We start from the raw sequence: 19,922 nt of genomic DNA, 5'->3' as shown, positions 1-19,922 counted from the left end.
AGCGCACGCACAATCTCTGCATGCTGGAATTCACCCTGCTCCTGCTTGCTCTTGCAACAGCATTGCTGATGCGGCCATGGCGCCTGCTCGGCAACCGCAAAGCTCTTGTCACCCCAAACCATGGTGATAGTTCTCCACTGTGGACGCCACTGCTCGCCACCCTGGTGGTACTTCCCTGGCTGTGGGCCCTGCCCACACTGCATCAGATGCCACTGCAACTGCAATGGTCCGGTGCATGCCTGATCATGCTTTGCTTAGGCTGGCCTCTGGCTGTGCCAGCTTTGTGTGCGGTGGGTGCCATAGCCTGGGCACTCTCGCCTAACTTGTCAGCTACAGAAGCCATGCGCATGGTGGTGTGGCACGGCCTGGTACCTGCAAGCCTGGCGATGCTGTGGGGAGCGCTGCTGCGCCGCTGGTTGGGCACCCGTGTGTTTGTCTACATCTTTGGACGCGGCTTTGTCGGAACCGTAGTCAGTTTGTTTGCTGCAGGCCTGATGTCTGCGTCTTTGGGCCACACTTTGCCGGGCGTGAATGAGGACCTTTCCACTATTGCCCACTGGCTGATGGCCTGGGGAGATGCCGTCGTCACCGGCATGATGTGTGCTGTGTTTGTCGCTTACAAACCGCAATGGCTGGCAACCTGGTCGGACGATCTGTATCTCTACGGAAAAAAATGAGCGCAGCTTGCTCCCGCACATGCAGTCCGGTTCACCGCCTTGGGCACAGCCTTAGAATAAGCACTCTTTAGAAAGAACCGTCATGGCCATGGCCGTGGCCATGAAAGGCTTTCATTCTTGCAACCAACGGTGGTGAAGATGAGCAAGCCTTTCATTTCTCTATGCCCGGAGATCACGCGGGCCAATGCGCTGGATTTGATGGACTGGATGGAAGACGAAAATGTCACCCGCCATCTGAGTGATTCACGCCACGTTTCCCGTTTCATTGAACAAGCTGTGGGTCGGGTGCAATTGCCGGTCCTGACTCATCTCTTCAATCAGGGTGGCCGCTTTTTCATGGCCTACGACCGCCACGACAAGCCTGTGGGATTCGTTCGCCTCATCAAAACAGGGACAGACTGTGAAATCGTCCTCGTCGTTGGTGACCGTGAAAAATGGGGGCGCAAGCTTGGCAGCAGTGCCTTGCATGAAGGCATGAAGCTCGCCTTCTTTGACATGCGTGCCGAAAAGCTCATTGCCAAAATCCACCCAGACAACACACGATCGCTGAAAGCTTTTCTGCGCTGTGGCTTCCAGCTTGAAGGGGAAACGGCCACGATCAAGTCCTATGCGATGACCTCAGACCGCTATCTCCAGCGATTGCGCGAAGGTATTGCCGGAGACAGCTATGAAAAAATCCACATTACCGAAATCGATCAGGCACGGCTCAGAAATCTGATCATGCACGAGCAAGGCCCGGACGTTGTCGAGCTGGAGCACGAGATTGAGCGGGCCGTCATCGTTGACGCACAACAGGTGGCAAGCGATGTAGTCACAATGAACACAAGAGCCTTGCTGCGCCTTGACGACGAGAAAGTGGAAGTGAATCTGGTCTACCCCCAAGATGCCGATGGCAGCCCTGGAAAGCTGTCGATTTGCTCCGACATTGGCACCGCCATTCTGGGCTACAAGGAAGGCGACGCCATCGACTGGCGCGTGCCAGATCGCACCTGCCACATTCGGATTGAGAAAGTGCTTTATCAGCCAGAGGCGGCGGGTGACTTTCATTTATAAGTGTGCTGCACCAATCGCCACTCGTTGAAACGGGACACTACACGCGCAAAGCTGAGCGTACGATGAAACAGCAAGCGTGTAGTTTGTGTAGTTTGTTCTCTCAATGGCTGAACCTCTCGCAAAGCTTGGGCTGCATTGGCTCATGTTGGCCTGCACAGCCGCGCTACATGCGGATGTCCGCCTACTCCAGCGGGAATCATTCGTTGCCAGGCTTTTCAAGCACAAGCTCCCAGAGTGCTTTGGCCTGCACATACTTGTTGGTAATGATGTGTTCCCGCGACAGCACGCGCCAATCCTTTGCAAACAGACGCTCTAGCGCGTCCTCATCAAAAAAGCGCTTCATCTGTTTTTGTGCTGCGTAAAAGTTTGCTTCGACTTGCAATCCCGTGCCAGCACCGAAATTGTGATCATCTGTGGCATTCACTCTGCAAAGCAAGAGTCCTCCCGGCAAAAGACTGAACCTGATTTTTTGAATGATGGCTTGGGTTTGTTCCCAGCTGAAGTAATGCAGCGAAAGACTTGCCACAATCACGGCAAACTTCGGCAAGTTCTGGGGAAATGCGGTGCGAATATCTCTGCATTCAACATCTGCCTTGGGTGCACGCATTTTGGTCATGGCTACACACGTCGGTTGCATATCGAAAGCCAATACATTCAAGCCTGCATTCACCAAGGTGACTGTGTCGTCACCATAGCCACACCCCATCTCAAGGACTGGGGCATGTTGGCTGCGCTCTACAACCAGCGGCAGCCAACGCTCAAGCCAGGGGTCTGCAAACATAAGGTGTGAAGAGTTGCAAGACAAGGTGGCAGGAGTCATCCACCATGAGGGGGAATGCGATAACTGGTGGTGATTTTCTGCTCTGCACTTTGCAACCTCTTCTTGAGCCATTGCCACCAGCACACAACGCCATGTTCTGCCCTGGCAGTGTGGTGAGCCTTTTGGCCGTCAACTGACTGTGGCGTGTGCGTGTGCACGCATTCAGACTTTTTGCTTCTTTCTTTTTTAAACATGCAAGCATGCTCGCATCTGCCATAACATCCGTAAAGTTGAATTCAATGAATATTTAATTCAGAAAATCTGATGCGAAATCTCAATCTTGATCAGCTGCAAACGCTGGTTGCCATTGCCGATTTAGGCACCTTGGCCGCCGCCGCACAAGCACTGCACCTCGCACCACCCACTATCAGCCTGCACCTCAAAGAGCTGGAATCTCGCTTCGAGACACAGCTACTTGTTCGAAGCAGAAAGAAAGTGGAACTGACCGCCACTGGTGCCATGCTCGTTCAGGAAGGACGCAAACTCCTGTCAGCAAGTGATGCACTCGCTGATCAGGTTCGACGCTACAGTCTCGGCCTGACAGGCCTTGTCAGCATCGGCCTTTCTGCTGGTGTTGACACACAGTTGTTGCCGCGCGTACTTGACCGTCTCGCGTCACAGTGCCCAGAAATTGAAATTCGGCTGGAAGTCCTGAGCTCTGCAACTGCCCTGCAACGGATCAGCGCTGGCACTCTGGAACTCGGCATCATCGCCCTTGAACGCTATGGTGCAGACACTGACGTGCGTATTGATGTGTGGCGAGAAGACACTGTGGTGGCGGTGCTCCCTGGTGATTGGGAGATTCCCGATGTAATCACACCTCAGTGGCTTTCTCAACAACGATGGGCCAGTTTTGCACCAGAAAGCCAGCTGCACCGATTGATTTCCAAATGGTTTGGACTTGCTGGATATCATTCCCGGCCATATCTGAGCATCAGTTATCCAGGCGCATTGAAGAGTTTGGCCCTGGCAAAACAAAGCGCTGTACTTCTGCCTAGCCAGGAAGTGGAAGATCTTCGAGCTTCCACGGAAGTCACTATTCGTCAGCTCGCTCCATTACTCATGCGTCCGATGGCTCTTGCTTACAGACACACGGCAGCCCCGCAGTCACCGGTAGCCTCCGTCTTAAAGGTTTTGAAACAGTTTTCGCAACACTGACACTACCCTGCCGATTGATGCCAGCCAGCGGTGGAACCCCACAGAACTTGCTCTTTTGAGGTGAATGCCGCGACTACGCAGTGAGCGCCACCGAACTCTTCAGCCATTCTTCCTAAACCGCCGATAATTAGCCCCCAGCCGATGCCACCAATGTGTGGCACGAACTGATCGCCCTCTCAACGTTTGCACCGTCCATGCCTGCTTCTACCGAATTTGCCCCTGGCCTAACCATTCAGAACATCCCAGCGCCTCAAAAGCTCAGAGATTACAAACTGATTGCTTTTGATATGGACTCCACGCTGATCACCATTGAGTGCATTGATGAAATTGCCGATGCCACAGGCAAGAAGGCCGAAGTGGCAGCTATCACGGAAGCCACGATGCGCGGTGAAATCACCGACTTCAAAGACAGCCTGCGCCAACGCGTGGGCAAGCTGGTGGGTGTGACTGAAACCGACATGCAGCGCGTGCTGGCTGAGCGCCTGCAACTGTCTCCAGGCGCAGAAACATTGGTGCAAACAGCCAAGGCTGCTGGCTTGAAAGTGCTGCTGGTTTCTGGTGGATTCACCTTCTTCGCCGAACATGTGCGCGAACTGCTGGGTATCGACTATGTACGAGCCAACGTGCTTGAGATGGACGGTGGAGTGCTGACCGGAGGGTTGGTCGAACAAGCCTGGGGAGACATCTGCGATGGTGCAGAAAAGCGACGCACCTTGTTGGAAGTCGCTAGCCTGTTGGGTATTTCCGCTGAGCAATGCATTGCCGTCGGCGATGGCAGCAACGATATTCCCATGATGCAGGCTGCCGGCCTGTCGGTAGCCTACCATGCCAAGCCTCGCGTCCGTGCGGAAGCCAAGGTTTGCATCAATGAAGGCGGCTTGGACCGATTGCTGGAAATCCTGAAATAAGTACCTCCGCAGCTTCAGCCCAAGGCGGCAGACGCAAGAAATATAAGGACTTTCCATGAATTCACACGGAAGTCCTTTGTTTTCAAGCGTTTGCCGCTCTTTTTTTGATTGAGCGGCTCCATCAATCCTTAAAATGTCTGCCTCACACCTATAAAGCCAACATATCAACGTGTGCGCCCTGCGCGGCAAGCTTTACCCGTGCTTTACGGGAACCCAGGCTTGCAAAGCGCACTCCTATCCCCCATGTAATCTTCAACAGCACGCATTTGTGCGTTCTGCGGTCATTACATGACTTCTGTTGATTGATCTCCTTTTTTCAGGAACCTCAGTGAAAACATCTTTTCGCACCACCGCTTCTGTGATCGCCGTAACTATTGCCGCCATGGCTGCGCCTTCGTTGGCCCACGCCAAGCGCATGGGTGGTGGCAAGTCGGTGCGCCCCGCTGCCATCAACAAGGCACCGGCCAAGCCCGCGACTCCCGCAGCACCAACTGCTGTTGCCAAGCCCGCCACGCCTGCTACTCCAGCCACCCCTGCAGCTACGCCTGCTGCTGCAGCTCCCGCGGCTGCACCCGCTGCCGTTGCAGCACGTCCTGCAGGCTCCGGCCTGATGGGCACCATGGCCGCCACTGCAGCTGGTGCCGTAGTTGGTACTGTGGCAGGCAACGCCATCGCTGGCGCGTTCAGTGGTGACGATAAGGCCGCTGCTGAAGCGGAAGCCAAAGCCAAGGCTGAAGCCGAAGCCAAGGCTGCCGAAGCAGAAGCGGCCGAACTGCAAAAGAAGCTGGATGAAGCCAAGGCGAAGGCCGAAGCTGCACGCGCTGCTGCACTGTAATTCAGCCTAAAATCGATAAGACAACGCCCCGCTGGCATGCCAGCGGGGCGTTGTTGTTTTTAGCGCTGTTGTTTGAGTGGCTCCAGCAAGCTGCGCAGGCCATTGTGATCCAGCTCATGCATCAGCAGCAGCAAATCTCCAATCTGCCCTTTGGGAAAGCCCTCCCGTCCGAACCAGGCCAGATAGTTGCCCGGCAAATCACAAATAAGTTGGTCTTTGTGCTTCCCAAAAGGCATACGGATGGTGACCAATTTCTCCAGATCTTCAGCTTGCATGGCACACCTGAGCATCAGTATCTTGCATAAAAACCACTTTCTTTATAACCAAATTACCATTCTGTTGATACAAGTCGGTGCCACACCGCTAAACTTGCGCCAATCCCTGCTGCAGCCAATCAGGCTGACAGGGTTGGATGCAAAAACGCATTTTCTCTGTCACAGGAACTGAATCCATCATGTTGAAGAAGACTCTGACTGCCGTAGCCATCGCCACTTTGGCGCTTTCTGCCCACGCCGCCGACGTACTCAAGGTAGCTGCCACCGCTGTGCCTCATGCCGAAATCTTGAACTTCATCAAGCCCCAGTTGAAGGCCGAAGGCTTGGAGCTGCAAGTGCGGGAGTTCAGCGACTACGTGCAACCCAACGCTGCTGTGGAAGACAAACAGCTGGATGCCAACTTCTTCCAGCACCAGCCTTATCTGGACAGCTACAACAAGGACCGCAAGACCAGCTTGGTGCAAGTGCCCAATGGCAAAGTGCACGTTGAGCCTTTTGGAGCCTACTCCAACAAGATCAAGAACGTGGCGGATCTGAAGAACGGTGCTACCGTGGCCATTCCCAACGATCCATCCAATGGCGGCCGTGCATTGCTGCTGCTGGCCAAGCAAGGCCTGATCGAGTTGAAAGACCCCAACAACCTGAGCGCTACCGCGTTGGATGTGGTGAAAAACCCCAAGAAGCTGAAGTTCAAGGAGCTGGAAGCGCCTTTGCTGCCACGCGCCTTGGCTGACGTGGACCTGGCTCTGATCAACACCAACTACGCCATCGAAGCCAAGCTCAACCCCACCAAGGATGCGCTGTTCATTGAAAATGCAGACTCGCCTTACACCAACATCGTGGCTGCACGTAAAGATCGCGCTGATGGTGCAGACATTGCCAAGCTGATGAAGGCTCTGCACTCGGCTGAGACCAAAAAATTCATCGAAGAAAAATACAAGGGAGCAGTAGTCCCTGCGTTCTAAGCTTTGTACCCAATGTTGGCAAACTGCCAGCCACTCCTCAAGAGCGCTACTTCGGTAGCGCTTTTTTTATTGTTTCGCTTGATTTCGACATCTGTGTCTGCAAGCACCGAGACAGTCGCCAATACCTAGCAAACTGAATCAGAATCGGGTACAGAAAAACAGCCATGCACTCTATCTCCGATCACTTCCGCTTTTGCCGCTATCCCCGTCTCCACACAAAAACTGGCAATGCAAGACTGCACTGCAGGCAGGCCTACTCTCAAAGAAAAAAGAAAAGCCCGAGGCACTGACTGCGGGCTTTTTTAGGGTCACTTTACGCGGCTATGCACGCTGAGGCAAGCCTTGCCACACCCAATAAGCCAACACCAGCATCATGATGCCCGTGACACCATCCAGCACCCGCCACGCTATTGGTTTGGCAAACAGGCTACGCATGCGCTGGGCTGCAAAACTGAGCAATGCAAACCAGATCAAGCTGGCACAAGCTGCGCCAAAGACAAACATCCACTTCAGATGCCCTTCCTGGCGTGCACCGATAGAGCCCACCAGCACCACAGTATCCAGATAGACATGGGGATTGAGCAGTGTGATCACAGCCAAAGCACTGATGACGCCCAGCAAACCTCGAGGCGCCACCTGCGAGCGATCCACCACGATGGACGCATCGGGGGCTGCCCACATGCGCCATAACGCAAAACTACCGTAACCCAGTAAAAACAATACTCCCCCCCAACCTAGCCACAACGCCACATCCGGCTGACTGCTCAACAGTTGCGCCATGCCAGCCACGCCCAAGGCAATCAAAATGGCATCAGAGACCACGCACCACGCTATACAGGCACGCACGTGCTGACCTTGTACGGCCTGACGCAGCACATACAGGTTCTGTGCGCCGATAGAGATGATGAGCGACAGGCACACGGTAAAACCGGCCAGCCATGAAGTAGTAATGTTTGCAGTCCACATTCCCCCAATTTTCAAAGACAGAACAACATAAGTAAAATTAAACAATCTCAATTGAATTAAGTTTTACTACATGCTCGATTACGCCGGACTGGAAGCATTAGCCGCTGTGCTGCGCGAGGGCAGCTTTGATCGTGCAGCCCGCAAGCTGCACGTCACACCATCAGCAATCTCGCAGCGCATCAAGCTGCTGGAAGAGCGTGTGGGACAGGTACTGGTCATGCGTGGCACTCCAAGTACAGGCACCGAAGCCGGCCGTCGCCTGTGTTTGCATGTGGAGCAGGTGGCCTTGCTGGAAAATGAGCTGCGCCGCAACAATCCCGAACTCGTACCTGAAGGCCAGGTGGCCCGTCCCACCCTCAAGCTGGCAGTGAATGCCGATTCACTCAACAGCTGGTTTGTGGATGCCATGGCTGCGTTTACCCAGGGAGGCAATGAACTGCTGGACATCAGCATTGACGACCAGGACCACACGGCAAAGCGCATCAAAGAAGGTGATGTGATGGCCGCAGTGACAGCTTCGTCCAGCCACATCACAGGCTGCAACATCTGGCCATTGGCCAATATGCACTACGTGGCAGCGGCCAGCCCCTTATTCATCGAACGTCACTTTGGCGAAGCTGGAGTTAACGCCCAGACTTTGTCGCTTGCACCCATGCTGACTTATGACCGCAAAGATGCCATGCAGGACAAGTGGCTACACCAGCAAGGCGTAACCGCTCGACATTCACCACCGCGTCACTGGGTCCCGTCTGCTCACGCATTTGTGCGTGCCAGCCTGGAGGGAATGGCCTGGGGCATGCATCCCACCGTACTTATCAAGGAACATTTGGATGATGGGCGGCTGGTTGAACTGGTGCCTGACAGCGGCATTTCCGTTCCCCTTTACTGGGCCCATGCGCGCAATGCCCAAGCTGGTCTTGAGCGTTTGACCCAATGTGTGATCAATGCCGCTCAAGCATGGCTGGACCCCATTGATCCCAAAGATTGAGCAGCATTCACACCAAATAAAAAAGGGGCCTGAAGCCCCCTTTTTTATTTGCGTCGGCATTACTTTTTTTTAAGCAGGCCATTCGCTCAATGCCGCATCTTGCGCCCGGTCTCCAACACATTGAAATTTAGCAAATCTGTGGCCAGTACGGTCTCCCACATAAAGCAGCCCAAGGCCGCAATGAACGAGACGACGCCCGCCAGGAAGGAGAACACTGCCACCTGGTGCCCCTGCTCGGCCACCCAGGCCTGGCCTACAAACAAAAAGACGATCGTCAAACCGATCAAGAATCCGCACAACGTCAGCAAGCCAATCGACCAGTTGGCAATCCGGCCACGAGTACGCAGGTAATTGAGTTCACGCAAGCCTCGATCAATGAACTCTTCGTCCGTGCTGGATCGCACCCGTTCCTCCATGACCCGTGCGCGATCAATGATGCGTGCAAGCCGTCCGGCCACGGCGCTGATCATGCCAGCAACCGCCGTCAAAAAGAAAACAGGTGCTACCGCTAATTGCACACTGTGTGTGACGCTGGAAGGGTCAATCATCTGTCGTTGTCCAATGAAAACAAAAGTTTGATACCGCCTATCGGTAATGTGGTGATGGTATGCAAAAAAGTGGCCGGACCAGGCATCCAGACACTTGCTCTAGCGCAAAGTCGCTAGTTTGCATCTTTGATGTGTCGCAAACGGCCCTCCCAGTCCGCACGCGATAGTGGTACCAAATTTTTATCAACTCACGACTGATTGCGGAGGATGCTGGCTATGAAGATGCTCATCGATTTGATCTCTACCGATTACGGCCTGATGAGCCTGATCGTTATCGTGATCCTGATTGCCATGTGGATTTACTTCACCGTACTCTTCATGGGCAAGATCAACAAGAGCGGCACTGACGCCAGCAAGAAACCTCAAGCACCTGTCACAAAAAATTAGTCAGCATGCGCGTTGCTGCGCGAAATGTACAGGCGGCCTGCGAATTAGCAGGCCTTTTTTGTTTCCCGATGACTCCCGTGCTGCATTTCGCAGAACTGAGCTTCACGACATCGTTGACGTTGCCTGATGTGCCCATAATCGTATGCACCAGACCCGCGCGAAAGGCTGAAGCTTTGAAGCCATCCGCCATGTTTGCACGTCAAGTCTCCAGATGCGCTTCTACCAGCTCCTGGAACCAGTCCAAAAACACCGCCAATCTCCGTGAGCGCTGACGCCGGTGCGGATAGAGCAGCGACACTGCCATGGCGGCTGGTCGATAAGTGGGCATGACCTCTACCAGCTCTCCTGCGTCGAGCAGGTACTGGACGTCGAAACGAGGAATTTGAATCAGCCCCAAGCCCGCGCGGCAGCAGGCAATGTAACTCTCGGCGTTGTTCGTCACCACCTGACTGGGAACGGCCACGGCATGTTCGACGCCATCTCCGGACAGATACGCCCAGAGCGACCGGCGTCCGGTCGTGGAAGAAGCATAGCCCACCATCCGATGACCGGTGCCCAGATCATCGGGATGCTTTGGAATGCCCTGATCCTGCAAGTAGGCAGGACTGGCACAGTTGATCAGTCCAAGCTTGCCCAGGGGCCGAACGACAAGACTTGTGTTCTGCAAGGTGCCGACGCGCACCGCGCAATCGATACCTTCCTGCACGAGATCGACAGCGCGATCACTCGAACCGAGGATGAGCCGCAATCGCGGATGCCGTTGCAACAATGTCGGCAATGCCGGCGCAATCAGCCTGCGCGCGATGCGGCTGGGCACGTCGATCCGTAGTTGCCCCGACACCTGGCGCTGGCTGGTAGAGAACATCTGCTCGATGTTTTCCACATCGACCAACAGTTCGCGCACGCGTTCAAGCAACTGCACTCCGTCGGCACTCAGGCTAACCTGACGCGTGGTTCGATGCAGCAAGCGAGTCCCCACCTGTACCTCCAGCTGCTGGATGGCTGCTGAGACGGACGCGCGCGGCATTTCCAGCGCATGCGCCGCCTTGATGAAGCTGCCCATCTCAGCAACCTGAACGAAAATACGGTATTGATCAAATCTGTCCATCATCTTCCCTCAGGCACCACTCACTGCCCTGACTGGCTGAATTCGCTTCTCTGCGGTTCAACCGGCAAAGCCACCCTGTCGAGAAAGGGCTATTCTTCCGTCGAGGTCGAGCGTCAGCAAATTGTTGCGCAGGGAAGCCGGCCAAACAGCTAGACGATCACTTGGTGTCTCAGGCGTGATCGATTCAATGCTACCCGAGCCTCCAGTTCAGCAAAGTTGACCACCCACCACCGGGCCGCAGACGTCGCGACGGCAGCGGTCGTCCCATACGGTGCCATAGTCATCCACCCGCACCACATTGATGGGCTACGTTGGCTTCTGCATCGGACCGGACCTGATTCAGCCAATGCCTTGCCTACATTGGCAGAGGCTTCTGCAATGATCGCCGTTGAGCCAACGAATCGACGCACGCCGGTGTTTGTCGCCGAAGGGAATGTTTTCCGAACTTCTTGATGGGTGATAGCTACCATTTTCGGCAAATTCCTAGCCAATTAATTTTGGCTTGGTCTGCTGTACGCCTGTGGATGGCGCCGAAAGTTCGGCTCGCAGTTTGAAGCGAAAGGAGCACCCATCCGCAGGCAGTACACGTGACCATGGCCACGCCTGCCAACAAGTGCCTACTTTGTGGTGTAGCCGCCATTGATGAGGATGGTCTGTCCTGTGATCCACCATCCATCACTGACCAAATGGCGAATGAAGGGCACTACGTCCCCAATGTCGGTCAGGCCGGTCCTGCTGAACGGAGAGAGGGCTGCGGCCGTCTTGTGATAGGCCACCGCGTCGGGCCCTTCGGCCGGATAGAAGAACGGCGTATCCATCGGACCGGGGCCGACCGCCGTCACCGAGATACCGCGTGCACCGAATTCCTTGGCTGCCGCACGAGTAAAGTGCTCCACTGGCGCTTTGGTTCCAGCATAGGAAGAATAGAACGGCGTAAACGCCCCCAGCAGCGATGTGACCAGTGTCAGCACCTTGCCGTTCTCGTTAACGTGCTTGCCGGCTTCCTTGAGGAAGAAAAAGGCTGTTTTGCTATTGACTGCGGCCATCTCGTCATACTCGACTTCGCTAACCTCAATGATCGACTTCTTGAGCACCTTGCCGACGGTGTTGATCGCGATGTCCGGCTTGCCCACGACCGCAATAGCATCGGCAAACAGCTTCTCGACAGCGCCTGCGGTAGTTAGGTCACCCTGCAATGCCACGGCCTGCGCGCCGCAGTCCTGAATAGCGGCAACGGTCGCATCGGCCTCAGCTTTTGAGGAAGCGCTGTTGTAGTGGATGGCAACGGCCTTGGCGCCTTGCTCAGCCAGGTCACGCGCGATCAGGCCTCCGAGGTTCTTGGCACCTCCAGCAATGAGAACGACCTTGCCTTTGATGGAATGGTCTGCCATGGATATCTCCTTCATGGGTTGATGAATTCCCAGCATAGGAAGACAGAGGCAGCGGATAAAGTGCCCGTTTTTGGATGGATCATCCAGAAAATCAATCCAATCGATTTTCATTGGGCAGCATGGCCATACGCATCCAGCCCATCTCTGGCATCGTTTAAATCTCCAATCCACCACCCAACGGCAAATCCGCACGCCGGAGCATGGATACGCCAGGGCGATGCCGATGCGCTGGAAATGCGCCTGGAAAATACATCTCCGCTGCCTTCGCAACGTGCGCCACGCCTAGAGCCGGATGGGTGCGTACGCTGCCGAAACACATATTGCCCCATCAGGCCACCCTGCAAAAGCGCTGGTTTTGAAGGCACATCCGTATTGCAAGTCCCAAGCCTGTGGCCTGCGCAGGCACAATCACAGCATGTCCTTGCCTGCCAAGCCTGATACACAAAGTTCGCATGCTGAGCCGCCAGCCCCTCAGGTTGCGCGCCGCTGGTATATGCGTTGCTTGCTGCGAATTCTGGCCACGCTTTTTTTGGCCCTAGGCATTGCCGGCGTATTTATTCCTGGTTTACCCACCACAGTGTTTGTCTTGCTGGCAGGCTGGGCAGCCATGCGCAGCTCACCACGCTTGCACGCCTGGTTATGGAACCACACGCTGTTTGGCCCCATGTTGCAAAACTGGGCTGCTGGTGGCATCGTCAGCCGCCGGGCCAAGCGCAGTGCAGCTGCCATGATGGCTGTCTGCGCCGCCATTTTGTGGCTCACCCCCACTCCCATGTGGGTGCGCCTTCTGGCCTGCTCTTGTATGGCCGTGGTTTTGCTCTGGCTTTGGCATCGGCCCGAACCGGCATAAGCTTCGATTGCTCCACATTTTTGAGGCAACTTTCGAAAGCACCAAAAATCCATGTATATAATCTAGGTCTTGTTCCCTGATAGCTCAGTCGGTAGAGCGACGGACTGTTAATCCGCAGGTCCCTGGTTCGAGCCCAGGTCGGGGAGCCAACAAGATTTCTAGTTTTGCAACTGCAAAACTTACCGGTTATTCCCTGATAGCTCAGTCGGTAGAGCGACGGACTGTTAATCCGCAGGTCCCTGGTTCGAGCCCAGGTCGGGGAGCCAAAATTGTCGCCTTGCAATCAAAGATCAAGGCAATACCGAAATATTCCCTGATAGCTCAGTCGGTAGAGCGACGGACTGTTAATCCGCAGGTCCCTGGTTCGAGCCCAGGTCGGGGAGCCACATAAAAGCCAAGCATTCACATGCTTGGCTTTTCTATTTTCTGACTCATCTTTGGCTGACAGCTGACATTCGCTACTTACTGAAACATGGATCATCACAGGTGCAAGTTATGCTCACAGCAAAAACGGGACCTGCCATGGATAACCCCCCTTTCAGTCAGACCACACGCGATATCGCACGCCCCAAACACACTGCGTTGCCTCAACCTACACAATCGCACTCACCCGATTTGCTGGTGAAAAAAACGCTGGATGCCATGCCACACATGATTTGGTGGCAGCAAGGCGAACACACGTACTGCAATCATGCCTGGCAAGAGTGCATAGGCAACACATTGGTCAGTAACTGGCTACAACTGGTACATCCCGACGAAAGAGAAGCAACCCAGCATCGCTGGTTGCACAGCCATCAATCAGGCCTCGCTTTCAAAGCCGAAATACGCATGCAGCACAACACAGGCGAGTACCGCTGGGTTCTCGCTTTGAGCCATAGCCGCACAGGCTGCAATGCTCCCGTTGTGCTTTCATGCACCGATATTCACGATCAGGTGCTTGCCCAGGCCGCTCAGGCGGCAAATGCCAAATTGCAAAACAGCATGCTCGACGTCAGCGTGGATTGCATCAAGCTGATGCGCACCGATGGCACATTGAGCCATATGAACCGCTCAGGCTGCGCTGCGCTTGGCATTCCTGAAGGGGAGACGGGGTTTGGCATGAAGTGGCTGGACCTGCTTCCGGCCGATGTACGCCAGCGCGGGTTACGCGCTCTGCAAGCAGCACGCTCGGGAAAAAATGCGCGCTTTGCTGGCTACAGTGTGGCTGGGTCCTCCCACCAGCATTGGGACAACATTCTCACTCCCATGAAAGACGAGAATGGCAGCACGATCGGAATTTTGTGCGTCTCACGCGATGTGACATTGCAGCGCGAAGCAGAACGGCGCCTGCGCATCACTAGCGAGCGAGATGAGCTCACCGGGCTACCCAATCGCCGCGCATTCAATCGCCAGCTGCTCCAAAAGCTTCAAAAGGCACGCGACGAAAATCACAGCGTGGGCTTGATGCTGATCGACCTTGATCACTTCAAACACATCAACGACACGCTTGGCCACCCTGCCGGAGATCATTTGCTGCGCGTTTTGGCCAAGCGACTAGAAAATAGCATTGACCAAGAAGGACTTGTCGCTCGCCTGGGGGGGGATGAGTTCGCCGTTCTGATTCACGACACAGTCAACGAAAGCTCTTTGACTGCTGTTGCCCAGCGAGCACTCATACAAATCAATGCCCCGATTCATTACAACGGGAAAGTGATCAATGGGGGCATGAGCATCGGTTGCGCCATGTTTCCGCGCGATGCAGGAGATGCATCCAACCTCATGAAAAAGGCCGACACCGCACTCAATGACCTCAAGGCCGGAGGGCGTGGAGGCGTCCGCATCTTCCATGCAGACATGATGGCTGCTGCAGAGCGCACCGCAACCCAACTCAATTTGGCTCGGCAAATTGTCCGCGAAAACAATGTCCACGCATACTACCAACCCAAAGTACGCTTGGACAATGGCACGATTACGGGCTTTGAAGCCCTGCTGCGATGGCACAGCCCAACAGATGGACCACAGTCTCCTTGCACAGTGGAAGAAGCTTTTAGTGATTACGAGCTGGCCACCAAGCTTGCCGAACAGATACACGCACAGGTATTCAAGAACATCGCTGACTGGTTAGCTGCCGGCCTGCGCGTGGTTCCCGTATCCATCAATGCTTCACCTGTAGAGTTCCTGCGCGATGACTATGCCGAACGCTTGCTGCGACGTATGCAGCAACATGGAATTCCTGCACATTTGCTGGAAGTGGAAGTTACCGAGCACATGCTCGCCGACCGAGGCTCCGCCTTTGTATTGCGAGCATTGAATGTTCTCAAGCGGGCTGGGGTTCGCGTGGCACTGGATGATTTCGGAACAGGTCACTCCTCACTATCTCATCTGCGCGACTACCAGGTGAATGCTTTGAAAATCGATGGCGATTTCGTAAGCCGCATGGTGGATGAACATACCATCTGCGCCATCGTGCAGACGATTGCAGCACTAGGCCCCAAGCTGGGCCTTGAGGTGATTGCAGAAGGAGTGGAAACCGAGCAACAGCGTCAAATGCTGATGCATGCGGGCTGCGAAATTGCGCAAGGTTTTTTGTACAGCCCCGCCGTCAATGCCGAACAAGCCATACAACTCTTGAACCCGGTCATGCAAAGCATAGTCCTGCAGGACTGAGCGCATGAACGCCACAATGCAACGTTGACACAAAAAAGGGCTTCCTGCAAAGCCCCTGGAAACGTTTTATGCGTGTGCAGTGTTATGCAGCTCGCACAATACCCACGGCAGACTTGCCCTTGGGCAATACATGCTTGCTGCTTGATTCCAAACGCCCATGTTCTGCTGATGTGGGAGCGCCTTCGTACACAGGCTCCATCACATCAGCATCTTTCTGCCCTGCCTCCCAAAGCGCAATTTCCCCTTCCAGGCGTCGTGCACGCTCAGCGTACATCGCTGCAGAAGCTTGGTAGTTCTCTGCCGCAATCGTGTGTTCAAGCATGGCCATGCGCGCCTCTTCCAAGTAAGCGCGTGCACGACGGATGTAGCGGGGTTCTACGCCAAAAAGGCTCAAGGAAAACATGATTGGACCTCCTTCATCCGTATCTGTTAGGAGTTGCATCACATAATGCTCTCCAAAGACACTGACGTAACCATAGCGACTCAAGCGCCATGCTCTTGTCCCTCAAGGACAGTGATGACTGTAGGAGCGTTACGGCGCTTGAGGCAATTCAGTCATTACTTCGCACAAGCGCACAAAATATATTTTCTATAGCAAGAATGCAAGAGCCACCTTTGATTTGGCTAGAAGCTGAAGACGATTTCCCTCCTGTCTCCATGGCCTGGAATGACAGCACCCCCATGCCCGGCCTATTGGCGGCTGGAGGCACATTGGATGCTGCGCATTTACTAGCAGCTTACAAAAAAGGGATTTTTCCATGGTTCAGCCCAGGGCAGCCCAACCTGTGGTGGTCACCAGACCCTCGGATGGTGCTCAAGACTGCGGACTTTCGCTTGCATCCGTCCTTGCGCAAAACTCTGCGCAAGTTCGCGCACATGCCTGGTTATGAGGTGCGCATTGACACCAGTTTTCGCCAAGTGATGGAGCACTGCGCCAACACACCACGCGCAGGCCAGAATGGCACCTGGATTGTGCCCAGCATCATCGACGCCTACTGTGAGCTGCATAAGCAAGGTTGGGCACATTCTGTGGAAACATGGATCAACAACCAACTGGTGGGCGGTTTGTATTGCGTAGCGTTGGGGCAGGCTGTGTATGGTGAATCCATGTTTGCCCATGCGAGCGATGCTTCCAAAGTCGCCCTGGCTGCCTTGGTAAGCCTGTGCCGCCACCATGGTGCAACCCAAATTGACTGCCAGCAAGCGACCGCTCACTTGGCATCACTGGGGGCACGAGAGCTGCCTCGCGCTGCATTCCTGAACGAAGCCACCATCCAGCAGCAGTGCCCAAACATGGACTGGAATTTCAAGCCCGTATACTGGGATTCCGTTTTGCTGAAGACTTCCAACGCATGACACAGCTCAACGATCTGCCGCACTACAGCTTGCAGTTCTATGCCACTGCCCCTTATCCCTGCAGTTATCTGCCGCAGCAGGAGGCTCGTTCACAGGTCGCGGCGCCCAGTCACTTGATTCAAGCAGAGGTGTACTCAGCCCTGGTCAGACAAGGCTTTCGCCGCAGCGGTTTGTTCACCTATCGACCTTATTGCAGCCAATGCAAGGCGTGTCAGCCCTTGCGTGTGCTGGTCGACGAATACGTCCCCACCCGCAGCCAACGTCGCGCCACCAAACAACACGCAGCTCTGGAGGTCAGCGTACAGCGGCTGCACTATTCACAAGAACACTACGACCTGTACCAACGCTATCAGCGTGCGCGCCACAGCGGCGGCGGCATGGACCATGACAACGTCGAGCAATACACCCAGTTCCTGCTGCAAAGTCGTGTGGAATCTCGGTTGGTGGAATTCCGCGATCCGCATGCAGACAATGCTTTGCGGATGGTTTCCATCATTGATTTTCTGGAAGATGGGCTATCAGCGGTTTACACCTTCTACGAACCTGACCCGAGCGCCAGCTACGGCACATTCAATGTGCTGTGGCAAATTGCTTTTGCGCGCAGCATGGGACTGCCCTATGTGTACCTGGGCTACTGGATTGAGCAATCGGCCAAAATGCGCTACAAGGCTCTGTTTCGCCCCCATGAAGTTTTACGCGACAACCTGTGGCATCGTGTCGACAAAATTTGAGTCGACCTACCGAAGACAACCCTCAACGCCAATGATGTGCGTTGCACTGACCTGCGGCGGCTTAGAATCCGTCCATCTAAGGCACTGGACTCCCCATGAAGAAGAACGATCAAGACGTACCCGCTAAACCCAGCGTGCAAGTGCTGGAGCGCATGTTTGTCCTGATCGACGTGCTGGCCTCACGCGAAGAAGCCGTTTCCCTCAAGGAAATCAGCGAAAAAACCGGACTCCACCCATCTACAGCACACCGCATCCTGAATGACCTGGCCGCAGGCCGTTTTGTAGACCGCCCCGAATCAGGCAGCTACCGACTTGGAATGCGTTTGCTGGAGTTGGGCAACCTCGTCAAGGCACGTTTGAGCGTGCGTGAAACCGCCCTACCCGCCATGCGTCTGCTGCACAAGCAAATTCAGCAGCCCGTGAACCTGAGCGTGCGCCAAGGTGATGAGATCGTGTATGTCGAGCGCGCATACAGTGAGCGCTCCGGCATGCAGGTAGTTCGCGCCATTGGAGGACACGCCCCTTTGCACCTGACCTCCAACGGCAAGCTCTTCCTGGCAGCCGATGAACCTCAACGCGTGCGCGCCTATGCCATGCGCACCGGTTTGGCCGGTAATACGCACAACAGCCTGACCCAGCTACCCATGCTGGAGCGCGAGCTGAACAAGGCACGTGAAACCGGCGTCGCTTATGACAACGAAGAGCTTGAAATGGGTGTCCGCTGCATGGCTGCAGGCATTTATGACGATCAGGCCAAGCTGATTGCAGCACTGTCCATCTCCGCACCCGCCGATCGCCTCGATGAAGGCTGGCTGCCCAAACTGCAAAGCACCGCCTACGAAATATCACAAGCCCTGGGCTTCCGCGGACCTCCGCCGCAGCTGCGCTAAGGATCTGGTCTCTCTTTGACTCCACAGAGCCCCCTCTTCCGCCCCCAGGCGAGACCACCTTAATGTCATGTAAAGACTGTACGGAGAAGTTTGCGCTTAATGATGGATCGTGCAGCTAAGGCTCCAGTTCAGCATAGGCCGCAAACTCCAGCGCACGCGGATATTGCTTGACGGCAGCAGTTCCAAAGCCCGAAGTAAACCATGCAAAGCGCACACCTGCAGCATGCGCGCAAGCGGCATCTGCGTGCGTGTCACCAAAGAAGACGGCGTCTGCTGCGCTGGCCTGCATATGTGACAAGGTTGCAAACAATGGCTGCGGCGCAGGCTTCGCCACACCACAGCTATCGCGTCCTGTCACCGCACTAAAAAACTTCAAAATTCCGGCGGCCTCCAAGCCTTTCAGAGCCAACGCATATTGCTTGTTGGTGCAAACACCCAGCGCAACACCGCGCGAGTGTGCGGCCTTCAGCCAATTGAGCACCCCGTCATACAGCGGTGCTTGGCTAGCAGGTTGCTGTGCATAAAAACGCTCAAACAGCATCCCCATATGTGCACGGCCTTCTGGCTGCACTGGAACTTGGCGTTCACACAAGACATCAACCATCAAATCTGCTGCCGTGCCAAACATATTGGGCATGCGATAGCCCTCAGGCAGAGGCGCATGCCCCAGGTACTCCAGCGTGTCACTGGCCGCTTGAATGATCACCTTTTCGGTATTGAGCAAGGTGCCATCCATATCAAAGACCATGGCACGTACACCCTCCCAATCCAATGTCTGCATTGTTTCTTTCATCAAGACCATGGCGTCAATTGTCGCGGCAAGGCAGGTCCCACGTCTTATCGCATGAGCAAATCAAGCAAAACAGTCTTTTTCATACGCTGCAACTCCCATGCTGGCCTTCAAACATGGCGCTTCACATGTGTGCCCGGTTCAGGGGGCAAACTGGCATCGGCCTGGGCATGCAAGGCTGCGATCAGATTGCACGGTGCCTGGGGACCATCGCACAGCGACCTGAGAGCTAGCAGTTCACGCTCCAGCAAGCGCAGCTCTTTGAGACGCTGGCGCACATGCTGCAAATGCGCATTGATGGTCGCCGTGGCTGCAAGGCAATCTTCAGAGTTTTGCCAATCCAGCGCCAACAGCGTACGGACTTCATCCAGCGACATATCCATCGCACGGCACATGCGAATAAAGCGCAGCCGATGCAAATCTGCATCACTGTAAAGGCGGTAATCGTTCTCTTGCCGCAGGGCCGGCTCCAGCAGCCCTTCCTTTTCGTAATACCGAATATTTGCAGCAGAAACACCAGAGCGATTGGCTGCTTCACCTATACGCAGTGCAGTCATGGACTTGACCTTCAAGTAACTTT

General features: G+C 55.0%; 22 protein-coding genes, 3 tRNA genes and 1 pseudogene. 16 read left to right on the top strand and 10 right to left on the bottom strand.

Annotated elements, in window-relative coordinates:
- The first annotated feature begins 20 nt into the window (after window positions 1-20).
- Together QEP11_RS17970 and QEP11_RS17965 are read left to right on the top strand one after the other, a co-directional pair.
- Complete coding sequence (locus tag QEP11_RS17970) at window positions 21-677, top strand: hypothetical protein (RefSeq protein WP_284338015.1); 657 nt, start codon at window positions 21-23, stop codon at window positions 675-677.
- 138 nt (window positions 678-815) lie between these two features.
- Window positions 816-1,730, top strand: coding sequence for a bifunctional GNAT family N-acetyltransferase/nucleoside diphosphate kinase regulator (locus QEP11_RS17965; protein WP_284338014.1), 915 nt, complete (start codon window positions 816-818; stop codon window positions 1,728-1,730).
- A gap of 196 nt (window positions 1,731-1,926) precedes the next feature.
- Here QEP11_RS17965 and QEP11_RS17960 read toward each other — a convergent pair whose 3' ends face one another.
- Entirely contained in the window at window positions 1,927-2,511 is a 585-nt protein-coding gene (locus QEP11_RS17960; protein ID WP_284338013.1) for a class I SAM-dependent methyltransferase, read from the bottom strand.
- Window positions 2,512-2,814: 303 nt separating this feature from the next.
- On the opposite strand from QEP11_RS17960, the gene QEP11_RS17955 reads away from it, so the two are divergent.
- The 3 genes from QEP11_RS17955 to QEP11_RS17945 all read left to right on the top strand — a co-directional run bounded on the left by QEP11_RS17955 (window position 2,815) and on the right by QEP11_RS17945 (window position 5,451).
- Window positions 2,815-3,708: a LysR family transcriptional regulator gene (locus QEP11_RS17955; protein ID WP_413788751.1), complete on the top strand. Its 894-nt coding sequence runs from the start codon at window positions 2,815-2,817 to the stop codon at window positions 3,706-3,708.
- Between the two features lie 194 nt (window positions 3,709-3,902).
- The gene (gene serB / locus QEP11_RS17950; RefSeq protein WP_284338011.1) at window positions 3,903-4,616 is read left to right on the top strand and encodes a phosphoserine phosphatase SerB; all 714 of its coding nucleotides are present in this window, start codon (window positions 3,903-3,905) and stop codon (window positions 4,614-4,616) included.
- 328 nt (window positions 4,617-4,944) lie between these two features.
- Window positions 4,945-5,451 carry an ABC transporter substrate-binding protein gene (locus QEP11_RS17945; RefSeq protein WP_413788750.1) on the top strand — a complete coding sequence of 169 codons (507 nt, stop codon included), beginning with the start codon at window positions 4,945-4,947 and terminating at the stop codon, window positions 5,449-5,451.
- Window positions 5,452-5,510: 59 nt separating this feature from the next.
- On the opposite strand, the gene QEP11_RS17940 is transcribed toward QEP11_RS17945, so the two are convergent.
- On the bottom strand, window positions 5,511-5,726 hold the full coding sequence (locus QEP11_RS17940) for a DUF3820 family protein (protein ID WP_284338010.1): 216 nt from the start codon (window positions 5,724-5,726) through the stop codon (window positions 5,511-5,513).
- Between the two features lie 179 nt (window positions 5,727-5,905).
- On the opposite strand from QEP11_RS17940, the gene QEP11_RS17935 reads away from it, so the two are divergent.
- The gene (locus tag QEP11_RS17935) at window positions 5,906-6,691 is read left to right on the top strand and encodes a MetQ/NlpA family ABC transporter substrate-binding protein (RefSeq protein ID WP_284338009.1); all 786 of its coding nucleotides are present in this window, start codon (window positions 5,906-5,908) and stop codon (window positions 6,689-6,691) included.
- 321 nt (window positions 6,692-7,012) lie between these two features.
- Here QEP11_RS17935 and QEP11_RS17930 read toward each other — a convergent pair whose 3' ends face one another.
- On the bottom strand, window positions 7,013-7,657 hold the full coding sequence (locus tag QEP11_RS17930) for a LysE/ArgO family amino acid transporter (protein WP_284338008.1): 645 nt from the start codon (window positions 7,655-7,657) through the stop codon (window positions 7,013-7,015).
- A 70-nt stretch (window positions 7,658-7,727) separates the two neighbouring features.
- Here QEP11_RS17930 and QEP11_RS17925 point away from each other — a divergent pair, with 70 nt between their 5' ends.
- Entirely contained in the window at window positions 7,728-8,645 is a 918-nt protein-coding gene (locus QEP11_RS17925; RefSeq protein WP_284338007.1) for an HTH-type transcriptional regulator ArgP, read from the top strand.
- Window positions 8,646-8,731: 86 nt separating this feature from the next.
- On the opposite strand, the gene QEP11_RS17920 is transcribed toward QEP11_RS17925, so the two are convergent.
- Window positions 8,732-9,193: a DUF2721 domain-containing protein gene (locus tag QEP11_RS17920; protein ID WP_284338006.1), complete on the bottom strand. Its 462-nt coding sequence runs from the start codon at window positions 9,191-9,193 to the stop codon at window positions 8,732-8,734.
- 216 nt (window positions 9,194-9,409) lie between these two features.
- Here QEP11_RS17920 and QEP11_RS17915 point away from each other — a divergent pair, with 216 nt between their 5' ends.
- Complete coding sequence (locus tag QEP11_RS17915) at window positions 9,410-9,580, top strand: DUF3149 domain-containing protein (RefSeq protein ID WP_284338005.1); 171 nt, start codon at window positions 9,410-9,412, stop codon at window positions 9,578-9,580.
- A 49-nt stretch (window positions 9,581-9,629) separates the two neighbouring features.
- Here QEP11_RS17915 and QEP11_RS19055 read toward each other — a convergent pair.
- From QEP11_RS19055 to QEP11_RS17905, 3 genes and pseudogenes are all read right to left on the bottom strand, one after another.
- Window positions 9,630-9,737, bottom strand: a pseudogene (locus tag QEP11_RS19055) (IS5/IS1182 family transposase); the annotation flags it as partial.
- Between the two features lie 42 nt (window positions 9,738-9,779).
- Entirely contained in the window at window positions 9,780-10,688 is a 909-nt protein-coding gene (locus tag QEP11_RS17910) for a LysR family transcriptional regulator (RefSeq protein WP_284338089.1), read from the bottom strand.
- Window positions 10,689-11,305: 617 nt separating this feature from the next.
- Window positions 11,306-12,079, bottom strand: coding sequence for an SDR family oxidoreductase (locus QEP11_RS17905; protein WP_284338088.1), 774 nt, complete (start codon window positions 12,077-12,079; stop codon window positions 11,306-11,308).
- Window positions 12,080-12,494: 415 nt separating this feature from the next.
- Here QEP11_RS17905 and QEP11_RS17900 point away from each other — a divergent pair, with 415 nt between their 5' ends.
- The 5 genes from QEP11_RS17900 (at window position 12,495) to QEP11_RS17880 (ending at window position 15,575) form a co-directional block, all read left to right on the top strand.
- Window positions 12,495-12,929: a YbaN family protein gene (locus QEP11_RS17900; protein ID WP_349816788.1), complete on the top strand. Its 435-nt coding sequence runs from the start codon at window positions 12,495-12,497 to the stop codon at window positions 12,927-12,929.
- Window positions 12,930-13,002: 73 nt separating this feature from the next.
- Window positions 13,003-13,078: transfer RNA gene (locus QEP11_RS17895), tRNA-Asn, on the top strand.
- Between the two features lie 41 nt (window positions 13,079-13,119).
- Window positions 13,120-13,195 (top strand) — tRNA-Asn (locus QEP11_RS17890).
- 44 nt (window positions 13,196-13,239) lie between these two features.
- Window positions 13,240-13,315, top strand: a tRNA-Asn gene (locus QEP11_RS17885).
- Between the two features lie 136 nt (window positions 13,316-13,451).
- Window positions 13,452-15,575, top strand: a complete 2,124-nt coding sequence (locus tag QEP11_RS17880; RefSeq protein WP_284338004.1) for a sensor domain-containing protein — start codon at window positions 13,452-13,454, stop codon at window positions 15,573-15,575.
- A gap of 82 nt (window positions 15,576-15,657) precedes the next feature.
- On the opposite strand, the gene QEP11_RS17875 is transcribed toward QEP11_RS17880, so the two are convergent.
- On the bottom strand, window positions 15,658-15,978 hold the full coding sequence (locus tag QEP11_RS17875; RefSeq protein WP_284338003.1) for a hypothetical protein: 321 nt from the start codon (window positions 15,976-15,978) through the stop codon (window positions 15,658-15,660).
- Window positions 15,979-16,175: 197 nt separating this feature from the next.
- Between QEP11_RS17875 and aat the strand changes: the two genes are divergently transcribed.
- The 3 genes from aat to QEP11_RS17860 all read left to right on the top strand — a co-directional run bounded on the left by aat (window position 16,176) and on the right by QEP11_RS17860 (window position 18,552).
- The gene (gene aat, locus QEP11_RS17870) at window positions 16,176-16,931 is read left to right on the top strand and encodes a leucyl/phenylalanyl-tRNA--protein transferase (protein ID WP_284338002.1); all 756 of its coding nucleotides are present in this window, start codon (window positions 16,176-16,178) and stop codon (window positions 16,929-16,931) included.
- On the top strand, window positions 16,928-17,662 hold the full coding sequence (locus QEP11_RS17865) for an arginyltransferase (RefSeq protein WP_284338001.1): 735 nt from the start codon (window positions 16,928-16,930) through the stop codon (window positions 17,660-17,662). The genes aat and QEP11_RS17865 overlap by 4 nt, the downstream gene beginning before the upstream one ends.
- Window positions 17,663-17,757: 95 nt before the next feature.
- Window positions 17,758-18,552 carry an IclR family transcriptional regulator gene (locus tag QEP11_RS17860; protein ID WP_284338000.1) on the top strand — a complete coding sequence of 265 codons (795 nt, stop codon included), beginning with the start codon at window positions 17,758-17,760 and terminating at the stop codon, window positions 18,550-18,552.
- Between the two features lie 115 nt (window positions 18,553-18,667).
- Here QEP11_RS17860 and QEP11_RS17855 read toward each other — a convergent pair whose 3' ends face one another.
- Both QEP11_RS17855 and QEP11_RS17850 read right to left on the bottom strand, forming a co-directional pair.
- Window positions 18,668-19,354: an HAD family hydrolase gene (locus QEP11_RS17855; protein WP_284337999.1), complete on the bottom strand. Its 687-nt coding sequence runs from the start codon at window positions 19,352-19,354 to the stop codon at window positions 18,668-18,670.
- Between the two features lie 98 nt (window positions 19,355-19,452).
- Window positions 19,453-19,899 carry a MerR family transcriptional regulator gene (locus tag QEP11_RS17850; protein WP_284337998.1) on the bottom strand — a complete coding sequence of 149 codons (447 nt, stop codon included), beginning with the start codon at window positions 19,897-19,899 and terminating at the stop codon, window positions 19,453-19,455.
- Window positions 19,900-19,922 lie beyond the last annotated feature (23 nt).

It is taken from the genome of Comamonas halotolerans (assembly GCF_030162935.1).
Lineage (GTDB): Bacteria > Pseudomonadota > Gammaproteobacteria > Burkholderiales > Burkholderiaceae_C > Comamonas > Comamonas halotolerans.
Note: the sequence above shows the minus strand (reverse complement) of the source record. Positions and strands in the feature narration are given on the sequence as shown.

Coding starts and splice junctions, on each gene's coding strand:
- QEP11_RS17935 (WP_284338009.1), top strand. CDS start 5,906: ATGTTGAAGAAGACTCTGACTGCCGTAGCCATCGCCACTTTGGCGCTT.
- QEP11_RS17875 (WP_284338003.1), bottom strand. CDS start 15,978: ATGTTTTCCTTGAGCCTTTTTGGCGTAGAACCCCGCTACATCCGTCGT.
- QEP11_RS17970 (WP_284338015.1), top strand. CDS start 21: ATGCTGGAATTCACCCTGCTCCTGCTTGCTCTTGCAACAGCATTGCTG.
- serB (WP_284338011.1), top strand. CDS start 3,903: ATGCCTGCTTCTACCGAATTTGCCCCTGGCCTAACCATTCAGAACATC.
- QEP11_RS17905 (WP_284338088.1), bottom strand. CDS start 12,079: ATGGCAGACCATTCCATCAAAGGCAAGGTCGTTCTCATTGCTGGAGGT.
- QEP11_RS17930 (WP_284338008.1), bottom strand. CDS start 7,657: ATGTGGACTGCAAACATTACTACTTCATGGCTGGCCGGTTTTACCGTG.
- QEP11_RS17860 (WP_284338000.1), top strand. CDS start 17,758: ATGAAGAAGAACGATCAAGACGTACCCGCTAAACCCAGCGTGCAAGTG.
- QEP11_RS17855 (WP_284337999.1), bottom strand. CDS start 19,354: ATGGTCTTGATGAAAGAAACAATGCAGACATTGGATTGGGAGGGTGTA.
- QEP11_RS17880 (WP_284338004.1), top strand. CDS start 13,452: ATGGATAACCCCCCTTTCAGTCAGACCACACGCGATATCGCACGCCCC.
- QEP11_RS17940 (WP_284338010.1), bottom strand. CDS start 5,726: ATGCAAGCTGAAGATCTGGAGAAATTGGTCACCATCCGTATGCCTTTT.
- aat (WP_284338002.1), top strand. CDS start 16,176: ATGCAAGAGCCACCTTTGATTTGGCTAGAAGCTGAAGACGATTTCCCT.
- QEP11_RS17865 (WP_284338001.1), top strand. CDS start 16,928: ATGACACAGCTCAACGATCTGCCGCACTACAGCTTGCAGTTCTATGCC.
- QEP11_RS17965 (WP_284338014.1), top strand. CDS start 816: ATGAGCAAGCCTTTCATTTCTCTATGCCCGGAGATCACGCGGGCCAAT.
- QEP11_RS17900 (WP_349816788.1), top strand. CDS start 12,495: ATGTCCTTGCCTGCCAAGCCTGATACACAAAGTTCGCATGCTGAGCCG.
- QEP11_RS17915 (WP_284338005.1), top strand. CDS start 9,410: ATGAAGATGCTCATCGATTTGATCTCTACCGATTACGGCCTGATGAGC.
- QEP11_RS17850 (WP_284337998.1), bottom strand. CDS start 19,899: ATGACTGCACTGCGTATAGGTGAAGCAGCCAATCGCTCTGGTGTTTCT.
- QEP11_RS17910 (WP_284338089.1), bottom strand. CDS start 10,688: ATGGACAGATTTGATCAATACCGTATTTTCGTTCAGGTTGCTGAGATG.
- QEP11_RS17955 (WP_413788751.1), top strand. CDS start 2,815: ATGCGAAATCTCAATCTTGATCAGCTGCAAACGCTGGTTGCCATTGCC.
- QEP11_RS17960 (WP_284338013.1), bottom strand. CDS start 2,511: ATGTTTGCAGACCCCTGGCTTGAGCGTTGGCTGCCGCTGGTTGTAGAG.
- QEP11_RS17925 (WP_284338007.1), top strand. CDS start 7,728: ATGCTCGATTACGCCGGACTGGAAGCATTAGCCGCTGTGCTGCGCGAG.
- QEP11_RS17920 (WP_284338006.1), bottom strand. CDS start 9,193: ATGATTGACCCTTCCAGCGTCACACACAGTGTGCAATTAGCGGTAGCA.